The organism is Psychrobacillus soli, assembly GCF_006861775.1.
In the GTDB taxonomy this organism is placed as follows: domain Bacteria; phylum Bacillota; class Bacilli; order Bacillales_A; family Planococcaceae; genus Psychrobacillus; species Psychrobacillus soli.
This window is the reverse complement of the sequence record NZ_VDGG01000077.1, coordinates 1-12,604: the sequence shown is the minus strand read 5'-3', so window position 1 is coordinate 12,604 and position 12,604 is coordinate 1. Positions and strand designations below refer to the sequence as shown.

Here is a 12,604-nt window from a genome sequence, read left to right as displayed (position 1 = left end):
TCGCGGTAAGAATAACGACCGGATAAATAGAGCAGAACAGCTTGATATTTTTCTTCTAAGCTAAATCGTTTTCTCATATTATGACATCCCATTCATGTGTCTAATAAATGGGGTGCAGTGCATAGCGTCGGCGATGGCTCATCTCTCACCCCGTGGAAAGCGTTCGCCTTGCAGCAAAAATCGCAGGGGACACTTCATTCAACTCACTAAGACGCATTATCCTTAGATTACGATTTGTTTCCTAGAACAAAAAAAAGCCGGAAATACTGACCGGCTTGTTAAAGTGATGAAGAGTCTTCAGAATCATTAGGTATATTAGCTGGGACCCCTGCACTAGAAGAACTTTCTTCTTGGAATGCCCATTCTTCTTCCACCTCATCATCTTGCACTTGGATGTAAATCGTTGTTTCTCCCACTACTTCTGCAAGAAGCTCGCGTTCTACTGTCACTTGGAATTTCGTTCCTTTTTCAATAATAATTGCTTCTGTACAATTAGGTTGCTGAAGGACACGCACATGTACTTCTTCACCAGTTGAATCTCTGTCACGAAAATATAATTTAATGCGGTCTTTATAATGGATCGTTTCCGTAAACACAGAAGTTTTCGAATGATCATGATGAGCATACCAAACGTTTATGTCAAATTTCCCAGTAACTTCTACGTATCTACCATGTTTTTTCGATGTGCAAGAATGATTGATAACCCAGCATCCTAATATACTCGATGGAGTATTTGGTGGACTAAGAATTTCACTAGATTCCGTTCTCTTTTTCCCTTTAGCCACTACCGCTTTCGTCACAATTTGTCGCGTGTGTTTCATGTTTTTCCTCCTTGTATTCAAGTCATAACATCATATGCGCATTATGCCCAATCGGTTCATCTGCTTAGATAATTCGTTGACCTTTCACAAGAATCGGCATACAATTAAAGGATAATGAAGGAAGAGTGAGGTTATGAAATGGCGTTTTTTGAAGTAATACATGTTGCCAATCAACAAGAGGCAGCTTCGATCGTGCAAGAAAAGCTAGAACAAGATTTAAAAGCAAACACTTTAAACGTATTAGGCTTAGCAACTGGAAGTACGATGATTCCTATTTATAAGAATTTAGTCGAATCCTCTTTGGATTTTTCCGAAGTTACTGCGTTTAATTTAGATGAATATATAGGGCTAGCACCGACTAATGTGAATAGCTATGCTTATTTTATGCAAGAGCATCTATTTTCTCGCAAACAATTTAAAGAAACGAATATTCCAAACGGTAACGCGATGGATTTAGATGCAGAATGTGCACGTTATGAAAAACAATTAAATGAGCATCCACTAGATATTCAATTTCTAGGTGTCGGAGAAAATGGACATATTGCATTTAATGAGCCAGGCACTTCTTTTAATTCGGTAACACATGTTGCGAATTTAACAGACTCTACGCTTGGTGTAAACAGTCAATATTTTGATGATGAAGAGGAAATTCCGCATACCGCTTTTACGATGGGGATTGCTTCTATTATGAAGGCAAAAAAAATAATATTATTAGCCTTTGGAGAAAAGAAACGCCCTGCAATCGACGCATTACTTGGGGATACAATTTCGGAAGAGTGGCCAATTACAGTATTGAAAAATCATCCGCATGTGACGGTTATTACAGATATTAAATGAACAGAAAAAGGACTTCCTGCTAAATAGGAAGTCCTTTTTCATCTCCACTTAATGAAATTCACTTTTCCATACATACACAACATCATAATTCGCAATCTCACCTATACGATTATCCATAACCGCATAAAATTCCGTAGAAGGTGAACTCATACCATTACCTTTTGCATAACAAATAGTTGCCAATACCATTTGATCTGTAATAGGAATACTTTCTAATGGATTACTTCCCCATATACTTTGACTTTCAGTTGGTAATACTTGATGGGTCGTTATTTTACTTGATGAAGCATCATCACCAACACTCATATTAAAAATTATTATTTCTTCGTCGAAGGACATTTTGGATATAGAAAAAATGAGCATGCCATTTTCCTCTATTTCTGTAGTCATTCGACCAATATTTTCCTCAGTAAGCCTTCCAAACTCGTATTTTTCTACCCATAGAGACACTTGTTTGTACTTATCATCTGCTTGAAACTCGAAGACAAATGATTCATCACTTGCTGACGATAATAGGATTTTCTCCCTATCGCTTAGATTTACTTTGGATAATGTATTATCTAATTTGGTATTATTTTCACAAGCAATTAAAAATAATAATAACAAAACAAAAGAAATACGAATACCTATTTTCTTCACATAGTACCTCCATTAAACTTTTAGCTATGAAAAATCTCAAGCATTTTCCAAGTAGCTACCCAATCTTTTTTACGTACGCGTTCTTCATACACTTCTCTTAACTTATTTGTAGATAAAAAAAGTGGTGTAGGTCTAACTTCGAGATGAATAACGTCTTTTATCCCGTGTGGGGCAGCCAAAATCACTTTACCTTGACCATCTAATTTCACACCTAAAGCCGTTACTGTCTCCGGAAAGTTCGCGATGCCTTCTGCGCACAAAACCTGCACAAATCCACCAATCTGGGAGATTTAATAATTTAGCAGCCTTTAATAATTTCATCATCCACTTATCTACTTCAATCAGTCTGATGATATCTTTTTCATTTTTAATGTTCACTTGCTAACCACTTCTTTTGATCTATTTGGAAATATTTTTACCCACCCGATTAAAATACCAATCACCAACAAGCCCATATAAACAAATAGACCAAAAGGAATTTTAGTAAAGATAAAGTGGACAAGTACGAAAAAACCAACGATGAATATCCCACCAAAAACTTTCAACGTACTCATATCCTGCATATGCTCATGCGAATGAGAAAAAGGATAATCTTCTCCGGTAAAAACTCGATATGAAACAAGTGTCATTGCGATTGCCGCAAGTAACACAACGATCAAATCCGGTACAATTCGAAATGTAAAAATCCACACAAACAATATACTTAACACTAAATAAATCGGAATAAAATAATTCATAATACACGCTTTTAACGTCCCACTGTAAATGGAAGACCTATTTTGAATTGGAGCAGCCTGATAAATCCATTGTGCTTTGTACGTTCCTGAAAATTTCAGCATATGAACAACAGTTGGAATCATCGCTAAACTAAAGTAAATAACTAAAAACATATTCCCTTTACTCATTTCTTCCAATGAATGCATTCGAAGATCATTATAAAGGAATACGAATGGAAAAATGAGCGCAAAACCTATTTGAGGATAGATTTTCAACTTGAGCTCACGTTCTTGCTTCATCATTAGCGAAGCAAATAAGTAAAATGTTTGTTCTTCTTTCGTTCTACATAAAACAGTTGCCCAAAAGTGATCTAGAGGACGTGATATTTTTCTATTTCTTTTGGAATCACTTAATAATTTTGCTAGATTTCGTTCAAAAGCTGGCATAAGTCGAATATATAGCAATATGGATAAGATTGGTCCTAATACGGCCAAGACAGAAAAAATAATAATAGGTATGGAAAAATCTTTGTTTAATAACAACTCAAACGGCGCGCTAAACCATAATGGAGGAAGTAACAAATGCCACCATACAAAGGAATAGGTGATATCAAAATTTACAAATTCAAATACTCGAATGACAAGCTGATAACTAATCATGATCGCTAAAGTCAATATTATTTGTACATAATTAATCATATCCTTTAGCTTTTCCCCACTAAAAAAACGCAATATGAATAAATAAACAAATGCAGTAAACACGACTACTAAGCAACTAATCAGAACAACATCCACCAAAAAAATGACCGCAAAACCAATTCCATGTCTAAAAATACTCACGATTAGTGGCACAATTATAAACGACCCCGTCAACAAAAACATATAAATGAGTATATGAACTACTTTCGCAGCATTCAATGTTCGGGTACTAATCGGTTTGGAATGAAGAATATTTTTATCACGAATATCGAGTAGGACAGCCGAAAAATCAGATACCATAGATGTCATCACGATAAACATCAGAACACTAAACATAATACTAATGAAAAAAATAAATTGATCCCCCAAAAATAAAAACGGTGTTAGCAATAGAAGTCCGTATAATCCATACATCCATAAAGATTTAAGAAACTGATTTCCTTCTTTTTTCACTTTCGAACCATTAAAAACAGTTGGCATCCTTCTACCATCCATCGTTAACTTTAATTGCAAAATTTTACGCATCATTTCATAATCTATATGTAATTTTTGAAATATCCATCTGAAACGATCTAAAACTCGAAGCGATGTAAAATCATGCATGGGCATTTGCCTCACTTACTATTTCCACAAATTTTTCTGCAATTTCTTTATGCTCCGAAAATCCTGTAATTTGATTGAAGATTCCCTCTAATGTTCCTTCTGTACTTTGTGCTTGTAATTCCGAAAAACTTCCATCAGCAACGACCCGACCATCCACCAGTAATATGATGCGGTTACTTATTTTCTCTACAACGTCCATAATATGAGAGGAATAGAAAATGGTTTTACCACGAGCCGCTAGCTGATCTAGAATTTCTTTAATAACCATGACACTATTTGCATCTAAACCGCTTAAAGGTTCATCCAAAAATAATAATTCAGGGTCATGTAATAAGCTAGAAATAATGAGTACTTTTTGCCTCATTCCTTTGGAAAAAGAAGATAATCGCTGGTAGAATACAGACTCTAAACCAAACTCTTTCATCAACTGGAATGCTTTACTTTCTGCTTCTTTGCGATGAAGCCCATATAGCTCCCCAGTGAACGTTAAATACTCACAAGCAGTTAGATTATCATAAAGTTCCGCCGTTTCAGGTACATAGCCAATTTTTCGTTTATACGATACATCCCCATTGCCAATTTCTTCTCCAAAAATTTCAATTTTTCCTTCATAGCCTTCGATTAATCCAAGCATGATTTTAACCGTTGTACTTTTCCCCGCTCCGTTTGGACCAATATAGCCGATAATTTGTCCTTGAAATACTTCCAAATTCACACCGTTTAGTACTTGTTTAGGACCAAAACGCATCTTTACATCTTGTAATGATAAAACCTTCTCTTTGTTCATATAATCCTCCCATCCATTTATTCGTCATATGCTTACCATATTTCCTATATACTGTTAATTATACAACTAGAATGCATGTAAAAGGAAAAGAATATTCGAACTACTATGATTCTATTCCTACAGCTATTGAATCTATCCATCATAAAATGATAGGCTTGCATAGAAGTATGAAATAAGGAGTTAATGCGTTTGCAAACTAAGGAAGAAAAAAACAAAAAAACTGCACTATTACTTGTAATTGGGATTATTTTCATCGCTACTACACTTAGGTCACCACTCACATCAGTAGGACCTATTATTTCACATATTCGAGATGGGCTAGCTATTTCCAATATTTTAGCAGGATTTATTACTACAATTCCACTTCTTGCATTTGCAATCTTTTCACCTGTTGTACCAAAAATTGCAAGACGGTTTGGAATTGAATTGACATTATTTTTCTCTATTATTTTATTGGCTGCTGGAATTATTATTCGCTCATTAGGCACTGCACCGTTACTATTTATTGGTACTGCTTTAATAGGGATTGCCATCTCTTTTGGAAATGTATTGTTACCTGGTTTAATCAAACTAAAATTCCCATTACGAATCGGCTTATTGACCGCTACTTATACCGTTTCTATGAATTTATCTGCAAGTATCGCTGCAGGCATCAGTTATCCAATTGCCGATAATACAACATATGGATGGCAAGGTGCACTTGGATGTTGGGCCATATTAACAATTGTTGCCGCACTCATTTGGCTACCACAAATAAATAAACAAAAACGAATGAGTGAGCAAGTAGCGGCTTCCCCTTCTAATAAATCTAAGTCTCTTTTATCGAATCCACTCACTTGGACGATCACATTATGTATGGGGCTTCAATCACTTATTTTTTACACGACAGCTGCTTGGATCCCAGAAATAGTGCAATCTCAAGGAGTAAGTGCTGACAAGTCTGGCTGGATGTTATCCTTACTACAGTTTGCTCAGCTGCCCATAACATTCTTAACTCCGATTATTGCAGGTCGTATGAAAGATCAACGTATACTTGTCGGTATTTTTACGATTTTCTATATCATTGGTTTTTTAGGTCTTTTATATGGAAATACTGCTTTCACATTCTTATGGATGATTTTAATTGGTTTAGCAGGAGGGGCTTCTTTTGGTTTAGTCATGATGTTCTTCTCTCTACGTACACGAACTCCAATGGAAGCGGCCGACTTATCGGGTACTGCTCAATCGATTGGTTACTTATTTGCCGCAATCGGTCCCGTATTTTTTGGTTTTTTGCACGATGCGACCGCTAGTTGGACGATGCCTATTATTTTATTTATCGTATTGGCTATTTTATTATTCGCTTCAGGCATGCATGCTGGAAGAGATCGATTTGTTTCTACTTCAGACGAATAAGGAAAAGAGGAATCAGCAAATGTATAAGCTGATTCCTCTTTTTTAGTATGGTTCTTTTTGGTAAAAGTAATTGGGCGTTTTCTTTTCATTTGTATAAGGTTTATGAAAAATATGAGTTGTTGCAGGAGATAATGGAGGAATTAGCCAACTCCAGTTTCCTGTTACATTACGTCCTGCTTCGATTTCATTGGCTTCAAAACGTTTAAATTGTTGAGCTGCTGTGTGATGGTCTACGATGCTCACTCCATCTTCTTTATAGGAATGTAAAACTGCGACATTCAGTTCTACTAATGCACGATCCTTCCAAAGAGATGCATTCGATTTCGTATTTAGTCCCATATGTTCAGCAATCGTAGGAAGCATATTATAACGATTGTCGTCGGCTAGATTACGTGCGCCGATTTCTGTTCCCATATACCATCCATTAAAGGGTGCGGCCACATAAGAAATACCCCCTACTTCCAATTTCATATTGGAAATCATCGGAACTGCATACCATTTCAAACCCAGATCAGTAAACCAGTCGAACTCCGGATGTCGAATGGGTACTTCTAAAATGGATGCTTCTGGTATATCAAATAGTTTTGGTGGATTGTCTTTTAATTGAATAACGAGTGGCAACACGTCAAACAGGCCATTATTTCCTTCCCAACCGAGATTCTGGCACACTTTTGTGAATGCTACCGAATCCGGATCCCCAATTATTCCATTGTCCGTTTCGTATCCTGCATAACGGATCAATTGATGATTCCAAATGCGAATATCTTGAGCGGAAAACACCGTAATTGTCGGTCTAATTCTTCCATTATTCGTTGCGAATTCAATATGCTCAAGAAGCGCTTCAAATATGGACGCCTCTGAATGTATATCTCTTTTATCTAAAACATTCAAACTTTGCCAAAAAAGTCGACCAATGCATTTATTACTATTGCGCCAAGCCATTTTAGCACCGTATGTGAGCTCATCTAGCGTGTGTTCGTATGTACCTTGTGTTAAAATTTGTTGTTCTACTTCTATTAAACGAGCCGCCAGTTCCTGCTCCGATTGACCTGTTTCTTCATAATACGTTTGGATAAAATTCTTCGCTTCATTGAACATGACCAAAATCCCTCCTGCTGTCTCCCTCCATCATAGAAGAAACTTACCAGCATAGACAAGTCCCAAGGTTTATAAAGTTGTGAGGGATTTATGACAGAAAAAAAAGTGGCTAGCTAGGAGTATTTCTTAATCACACGTTCAATCCTAATTTGATGTCTTCTTATCAAAAGGATCTTTTTACTCCTGTGGATTTGCTATAATCCTAAGGAATCGACTTTTTTGGTTTGGCTATGGTTAATTTAGGTTGCCTTTCTTTAAGGCAGAGTAATCTCTTCTTTACTATTACTCTGCTGATCTACGATAGTTAAGATAACTTTTCCTTTAGATTTTCCAGTTTCCACATAATTTATTGCTTTTATTGCTTCTTCAAACGGAAAGATCTTATCAATCGTTGGTTTAATCTTCCTTGACTCCAAAAGTTCTGTTAATACTTGTAACTGTTGTCTGCTATGCTTCATGAAAAGAAAAGTGTATTCCACATCGTGCTTTTTTTCTAAACTCGTTATCTTAGCGCTCGCTAATGAGAGTAACATTTTTTTAAACGGTCCCAGTCCCATTTCCTTTGCAAAACGACTATTTGGGGTACCAGAAATAGAAACAATCTTCCCACCTTTTTTTACTGTCAGAAATGACTTCTCTAATGTTGCTCCCCCAATACTATCCATCACTGCATCATAATTCTTTATAATGTCTTCAAAGTTTTCTTTTTTATAATTAATGACTTCATCTGCACCAAGTGATTTTGCTAAATTGCTTCCCTCACTAGCTGTAGTTGCAACATAGGCTCCCATTTCTTTTGCAAGTTGTATAGCGAAAGTTCCTACACCACCAGAGCCAGCATGAATTAAGATTTTTTGATCATTTTTAACCTTCAAGATGTCGTAAAGAGCCTGGTAAGAAGTTAAACCAACCAAAGGGATAGATGCTGCTTCTTCAAAGCTAAGATTTTTAGGTTTTATGGCAATATCTTCTTCGTGAACTGATAGGTACTCTGCAAATGTGCCAATTTTGTTAGAGCGCGGACGACCATAAACTTCATCACCTACATTAAATTTTGTTACATCTTTTCCCACTTCAATAATCGTTCCCGCAAAATCGTTTCCTAATGTCAATGGCATATCGTAATGCAGCAGTAGCTTCAATTCGCCCTTGCGTATTTTTGTATCAAGTGGGTTTATACTGGCTGCATGTATTTTAACTAATACTTCATTATTACCTACTTTGGGTAATGGTCGATCAATAAAAGTAGGTTCTTTCTTGTATGCTTCTATTACTAACGCTCTCATCACAAAACTCCTTTTATCCGATAAGGAATAATAACTTCCCCTAAACCAACAAATGTTTAGGGAAAGTTTAATTTATTGTTACTGCTGCTCTTTAATCATGTTCTTCATTCAAGAACGGATAATCTGTATATCCTTCCGCACCACCTGCATACATTGTATTTCGGTCAGGTTCGTTTAATTGTGCATGAACTTTCAAGCGTTTCACAAAATCTGGGTTTGCGATTAACCAAGTCCCTACAGTTACAACGTCAGCCAGTTCATTATCCAAGTCTACTGTTAATTTATCTAAAGAGCGTCCTGCTCGGTTAACGAGAAGTGCTTGTGACCAAAGTTTACGGATTTCTTGTAATAATGGTTCGTTTCCAAAGTGCATGACGTGAAGATAGGCAAGCTTGAGCTTATTTAACTCTGCAATTAGATAATGGTACATATCAATACTTGTTTCTCCCTCTTCTATACCGTTTAGTGTACCTTGAGGTGAAAAACGAATACCCGTACGTTCGGCACCAATTTCTTCAACAACTGCTTTAGCTACTTCAATAGCAAATCGAGATCGGTTTGCTATTGAACCACCGTATGCATCTTGACGGTGATTAGAGTTTTCACTTAGGAACTGCTGAATTAGATAACCGTTAGCCCCATGAATTTCGACACCATCTGCACCAGCTTCAATGGCTGCTCGTGCTGCCAAACGAAACTCATTGATTACATCTTTAATTTCTCCTTCTGTTAACTCCCTCGGAGTAGGAATTTGCTTCATTCCTTGCGCAGTAAAGATTTCCACATTAGGAGCTATGGCTGAAGGGGCAACGGCTTGACGGTGATGTGGTGTGTTATCTGGGTGAGATACACGCCCTACATGCATCAATTGAATAAATATATTTCCACCTTCGCTATGAACTTTAGAAGTTACTTTTTTCCATCCGTCAATGTGTGCTTTAGTATAAATGCCTGGTGTATTTGTATACCCTTGCCCATCATCAGAAGGTTGAGTACCTTCACTTATAATTAAGCCAACAGACGCACGTTGACCGTAATACTCAGCTACTAAGTTACTAGGTGTACCATCTTCTAAGGCACGACTTCTTGTCATAGGGGCCATGCATATACGATTCTTTAAAGAGATATTTCCAATACGCACTTCATCAAATAACTTACTCATATTCAATCTCCTTTTTTGTTTGTTATGGCACTTATAGCGATGTAGCATCTAAAAATGAATTAACATTTTCAGCAAATAATTCTGGGAACTGAAACAAGTGTCCATGACCAGAATCAGGATAAATAATCAACTGTGCATTTGGTATATGCTCTGCAAGAATATAACTATTTTTTGTTGGTACCATTACATCTTCAATACCATTGGTCACCAGCACAGGATGATGAATGTTTTGCAACCAATCGTAATTATGATTAGTCTTTGGTTGGGCCCATTTTGCAACTGCTTTCAGTTGAGCTGCTTGTACTTTACCTGAACTTTCAACCTGTTTCTGATTCATAATTCGTTGTAGAGACTGCATCCCAGCAGCTTTACTTGTTTCAGTTGAACGATAGAAGAAGAACATGAAATCATCTAACGCATCATCGTTTACATTTCCTCCGTGACGATTCATTCTCTCAAATATTACTGGGTCGGGTCTTACTCCAGCTTTTGGAGACGAACCAGCTATAATAATACGGCGAATGAGATGTCCTTCTTGTAAAGCTAATTCTTGAGCAACCATCCCACCAATTGAGAAACCTAGAAGATCCACTTGGTTAAGACCAAGTGCATTAATAAATGTAGCAGCATCTTGTGCCATTTCAGTTATCGTTTCTGGTGTTTGACCATTTGTCTCTCCAACTCCTTTATTATCAAAAAGGATCACTGGTCTTTCTTTTGCAATTGGAGCCAGCATGTTAGGATCCCAATTTTCCATCGTCCCTCTAAAATGAACAAGGAAAACGACAGGTGTACCTGATTCCACACCAAATCTCCTATATGCAAAGCGTGTTCCATTGGCCTCTATAAATGTTGACACTGATGGAATTGTAAATGTTGTCATATAAATTCTCCTTCATTATTTATTAGCTTTTATAAAAAAGCACTATTTAGAATGATCGTTCTATAATGAGAAAAGAAAAAAGAAAGCTATTCTAACACTTTCATCATTAAATCGATAATGCTTTCTAATTCCTTTTTTGTATAATTGGTTTTAACTAACACTCTTATACCAATAAGGTTATTATGTAGAAACTGAGCAGTAATCTGAGTATTTAAATCATTTTTAAATTCGCCTTTATCTTGCCCCTCTTTTAAAAGCTTATTGAATAACTCTTCTGTATCGTTAAACATTTTAGTAGTTAGATGTTGTATATCTTTATCTAACAAAGACAACTCTACAGCCGTGTTAACTGAAAAACAACCTGCTGGATAGATTTCTAATTCAGCTACTTTGACTACATGCTCAAAAATTTTTCTAATAGCATTCTTCACTGTTGAAGAATTGCTTATAATTGTAGTCCATTCTTTTGTAACAAACAGTTCATAATATTTTAAAGAAGCTAAGAATAACGAGTGCTTGTCACCAAATGTATCATAGATACTTCTCCGATGGATCCCCATGTGGGTAACCAAATCTTGCATCGATGTTTTTTCATATCCTTGCTTCCAAAAAAGGTCCATTGCTTTTTTTAGAACTACCTTTTCATCAAATTCTTTGTTTCTAGCCATCTTAATTCCTTCTCCCTAAAGAATAAAAAAATCTTTTTTAGAACGGTCATTCTATAAAGGACAATACACTAAATAGAACGATTAGTAAAGTATTAAGTTTCGGGATATGATCTTTTGGGTCTAGATAACTTGCCGCTTAGTGCAACTGATTAGAGGTTATATGGTATGATAATGAATATTAGTTAACCATATAAAACGAATTTGTTAACATATATTTTTATCGATTCTATCTTAATTTATTTTTTTTTTGGGGGGGGAAAATTATGTATAAGCTACGAGGTCACCATCTTTTTTGCCTTTTAGGCTATCGAGGAATGGGCTATTCCGAAGAATACGCGGAAAATATGACACGGCTTCATCAGACGTTGAGGGACAACCCGAAGACGAGGATTCAACTTGTAAAGGGACCCGATCAATTGTGTGAGAAGTACCCAAACTCAGAGGAATACCACTGCCAGAACGACGATATTTACGAAAGAGATGCTGCTATTTTAGGAAAATTAGGGCTTACAATCGGACAAATACTCATTTGGGAAGATATCGAATCACATATCCGCAATTACATCGTCCCCTCCGACATTCAAATCGTGTGTGAAACATGTTCCTGGCGTTCATATGGAGTTTGTGAAGAAGGCGTTAAAGAAGTAATGGAAGGAAAGGGATTAAGGGAAATTAAATAACCCTTCCCCTTCTATCCGATAGTTCTTGTGAAGAAATTTTATTAAACCAAGCATCTGTTTGTAAAAGTGTACTACTACACAACAATTATTTTCTTAACAAAGAGTCACTTTTATCTTTTTCTATTAACCCTATTAATTTATCCAATTTTATTTCCAATTCATTAAGTTGAGTTTTTTTCGCCTGTTGATTCAAAATTAATCTCTGAACTGAGCCCTTTAAAGTAGACAGTTTAATAAAAAGAGAGTTTGCAGTTTAGGCTGCGATGAGATGGTTTCGGTATGCTTCCGGAGCCATCTTTTTTAAATCCCATTGCTTTCGTTCTGAGTTGT

12 protein-coding genes and 1 pseudogene are annotated in these 12,604 nt (G+C 36.3%); 3 read left to right on the top strand and 10 right to left on the bottom strand.

The features are described 5' to 3' along the window. Nucleotides 1–278: 278 nt before the first annotated feature. Nucleotides 279–821, bottom strand: coding sequence for an outer spore coat protein CotE (gene cotE, locus FG383_RS20105; RefSeq protein WP_142609406.1), 543 nt, complete (start codon nt 819–821; stop codon nt 279–281). 138 nt (nt 822–959) lie between these two features. Between cotE and FG383_RS20100 the strand changes: the two genes are divergently transcribed. Beyond that, on the top strand, nt 960–1,658 hold the full coding sequence (locus FG383_RS20100; protein ID WP_142609404.1) for a glucosamine-6-phosphate deaminase: 699 nt from the start codon (nt 960–962) through the stop codon (nt 1,656–1,658). A 48-nt stretch (nt 1,659–1,706) separates the two neighbouring features. Here FG383_RS20100 and FG383_RS20095 read toward each other — a convergent pair whose 3' ends face one another. From FG383_RS20095 to FG383_RS20080, 4 genes and pseudogenes are all read right to left on the bottom strand, one after another. Further along, the gene (locus tag FG383_RS20095; protein ID WP_142609403.1) at nt 1,707–2,297 is read right to left on the bottom strand and encodes a hypothetical protein; all 591 of its coding nucleotides are present in this window, start codon (nt 2,295–2,297) and stop codon (nt 1,707–1,709) included. Nucleotides 2,298–2,317: 20 nt separating this feature from the next. Further along, nucleotides 2,318–2,675, bottom strand: a pseudogene (locus tag FG383_RS20090) (nucleotidyltransferase family protein). Further along, complete coding sequence (locus FG383_RS20085; protein ID WP_142609401.1) at nt 2,672–4,315, bottom strand: hypothetical protein; 1,644 nt, start codon at nt 4,313–4,315, stop codon at nt 2,672–2,674. Before FG383_RS20085 ends, FG383_RS20090 begins: the two are co-directional and overlap by 4 nt. Beyond that, complete coding sequence (locus tag FG383_RS20080) at nt 4,308–5,102, bottom strand: ABC transporter ATP-binding protein (RefSeq protein WP_142609399.1); 795 nt, start codon at nt 5,100–5,102, stop codon at nt 4,308–4,310. The genes FG383_RS20085 and FG383_RS20080 overlap by 8 nt, the downstream gene beginning before the upstream one ends. Nucleotides 5,103–5,285: 183 nt before the next feature. Between FG383_RS20080 and FG383_RS20075 the strand changes: the two genes are divergently transcribed. Beyond that, complete coding sequence (locus tag FG383_RS20075; protein ID WP_142609397.1) at nt 5,286–6,497, top strand: CynX/NimT family MFS transporter; 1,212 nt, start codon at nt 5,286–5,288, stop codon at nt 6,495–6,497. Nucleotides 6,498–6,539: 42 nt separating this feature from the next. On the opposite strand, the gene FG383_RS20070 is transcribed toward FG383_RS20075, so the two are convergent. The 5 genes from FG383_RS20070 to FG383_RS20050 all read right to left on the bottom strand — a co-directional run bounded on the left by FG383_RS20070 (nt 6,540) and on the right by FG383_RS20050 (nt 11,594). After that, on the bottom strand, nt 6,540–7,595 hold the full coding sequence (locus tag FG383_RS20070; RefSeq protein ID WP_142609395.1) for a nitric oxide synthase oxygenase: 1,056 nt from the start codon (nt 7,593–7,595) through the stop codon (nt 6,540–6,542). Nucleotides 7,596–7,849: 254 nt separating this feature from the next. Next, the gene (locus FG383_RS20065) at nt 7,850–8,881 is read right to left on the bottom strand and encodes an NADP-dependent oxidoreductase (protein ID WP_142609393.1); all 1,032 of its coding nucleotides are present in this window, start codon (nt 8,879–8,881) and stop codon (nt 7,850–7,852) included. Nucleotides 8,882–8,972: 91 nt separating this feature from the next. Next, nucleotides 8,973–10,043: an alkene reductase gene (locus tag FG383_RS20060; RefSeq protein ID WP_142609391.1), complete on the bottom strand. Its 1,071-nt coding sequence runs from the start codon at nt 10,041–10,043 to the stop codon at nt 8,973–8,975. Between the two features lie 31 nt (nt 10,044–10,074). Beyond that, on the bottom strand, nt 10,075–10,926 hold the full coding sequence (locus tag FG383_RS20055) for an alpha/beta fold hydrolase (RefSeq protein ID WP_142609389.1): 852 nt from the start codon (nt 10,924–10,926) through the stop codon (nt 10,075–10,077). 86 nt (nt 10,927–11,012) lie between these two features. Continuing rightward, nucleotides 11,013–11,594 carry a TetR/AcrR family transcriptional regulator gene (locus FG383_RS20050; RefSeq protein ID WP_142609387.1) on the bottom strand — a complete coding sequence of 194 codons (582 nt, stop codon included), beginning with the start codon at nt 11,592–11,594 and terminating at the stop codon, nt 11,013–11,015. 263 nt (nt 11,595–11,857) lie between these two features. On the opposite strand from FG383_RS20050, the gene FG383_RS20045 reads away from it, so the two are divergent. Continuing rightward, entirely contained in the window at nt 11,858–12,274 is a 417-nt protein-coding gene (locus FG383_RS20045; protein ID WP_142609385.1) for a DUF1284 domain-containing protein, read from the top strand. The last annotated feature ends 330 nt before the right edge of the window (nt 12,275–12,604 follow it).